The sequence below is a fragment of the Mesorhizobium sp. WSM4989 genome (assembly GCF_029625795.1).
Classification (GTDB): domain Bacteria; phylum Pseudomonadota; class Alphaproteobacteria; order Rhizobiales; family Rhizobiaceae; genus Mesorhizobium.
This window is the reverse complement of record NZ_JARTVN010000017.1, coordinates 1-1,059: the sequence shown is the minus strand read 5'-3', so window position 1 is coordinate 1,059 and position 1,059 is coordinate 1. Positions and strand designations below refer to the sequence as shown.

Sequence of the window (1,059 nt, the reverse complement as noted above, 5' to 3'; positions counted from 1 at the left end):
CGAATCCAAAGCGAAGTAAACCATCGACGCATTGCTGCACAGGACCAGCCCCACGAGCCGACAAAAAGATGAAGTGCAACGCCGTTCTCCTGGTTTTCGCCAGATCATGTTGCGAGCTCGTCGGCCGCAACATGCGTCTGGCAGTTCTTGGGGCAGACGCGGCCGCAGGCTCCGCAGCCTATGCAGCGGCCGGCATCATCGACAACCATGATCATGCGATTGAGCTTGCCGTCGAAATCGTCGTCCTCGTCATCGCAGGGGCGAGGATTTCACCCGCATCATCAACGCCGTGAAGATGCATGACATCGCGCGAGCAGACCTTGAAACAACGGCAGCAGCCGATGCAGGTCTTGCTATCGATGGAGGTCAGGTACGACGGCATCCAAATGGAGCCGTCACGGGTGGTGAATGTGCGCATCATCCTAAATTCTTCATTGAAGCGAGTTCTCTCTTGGCAACATCCAACTCGGCATAAACGGCTTGGGTTTTCTCGGCGACTTCCTGTATGTCGGCCCACTTGCCCGGCAGACCCTCGACGAGGTCCTGCAATGCCATCTTGGCAATAGCTGCACGCAACTGGAGCTTTCAGACTTTTTTCCTCATCCTATCTAGGTCTGACATAGATCCTTCCTGGAACAATGGTTTCTTGATGCGCTCCATCTCGGGCTAGGCTTCAATGGCTGCAGTCGCATCGTCGACCAGTTTCGTACCGGCCTCAGCAAGTTTGCGGAAAGTCTCGAAGCCGAACCGGTGGACGTCTCGACAGAACGCCCAACCGCCGGAAGCCCCCACGGGTTTCATTTCTATTGTCGGCGACGTCGACACGCCGGAGCGCTCCTCGATCGCAAGCGCTACGGCGGTGTAAAACATGTCGAGCCTCCACAGCGCGTCAGGATCGGGATCGCCGCCAAAGGGTACCGCACGTTGCTGTTGCTTGGTGATGATGAACTCGGCCAGCAGCTCGGCATCCGAATGGCCTTCCCATAAGCCGAAGGAATCCTGAGTACGAATGAGCCGCAGGAGGCATTTGACGAACGGGGAAGCAAGGGCCTCGTCGTC

Annotated in this window: 2 protein-coding genes and 1 pseudogene; all 3 read right to left on the bottom strand. The window is 57.1% G+C overall.

Annotation, left to right across the window (positions count from 1 at the left end; all coding sequences use genetic code 11):
- Positions 1-104 precede the first annotated feature (104 nt).
- Positions 105-421: pseudogene (gene fdxB / locus P9217_RS30145) on the bottom strand (ferredoxin III, nif-specific).
- The gene (locus P9217_RS30140; RefSeq protein ID WP_224571204.1) at positions 418-576 is read right to left on the bottom strand and encodes a CCE_0567 family metalloprotein; all 159 of its coding nucleotides are present in this window, start codon (positions 574-576) and stop codon (positions 418-420) included. Before P9217_RS30140 ends, fdxB begins: the two are co-directional and overlap by 4 nt.
- 90 nt (positions 577-666) lie before the next feature.
- The coding region (locus P9217_RS30135) for a DUF269 domain-containing protein (protein WP_127259213.1) at positions 667-1,059 on the bottom strand (393 nt) is incomplete at its 5' end.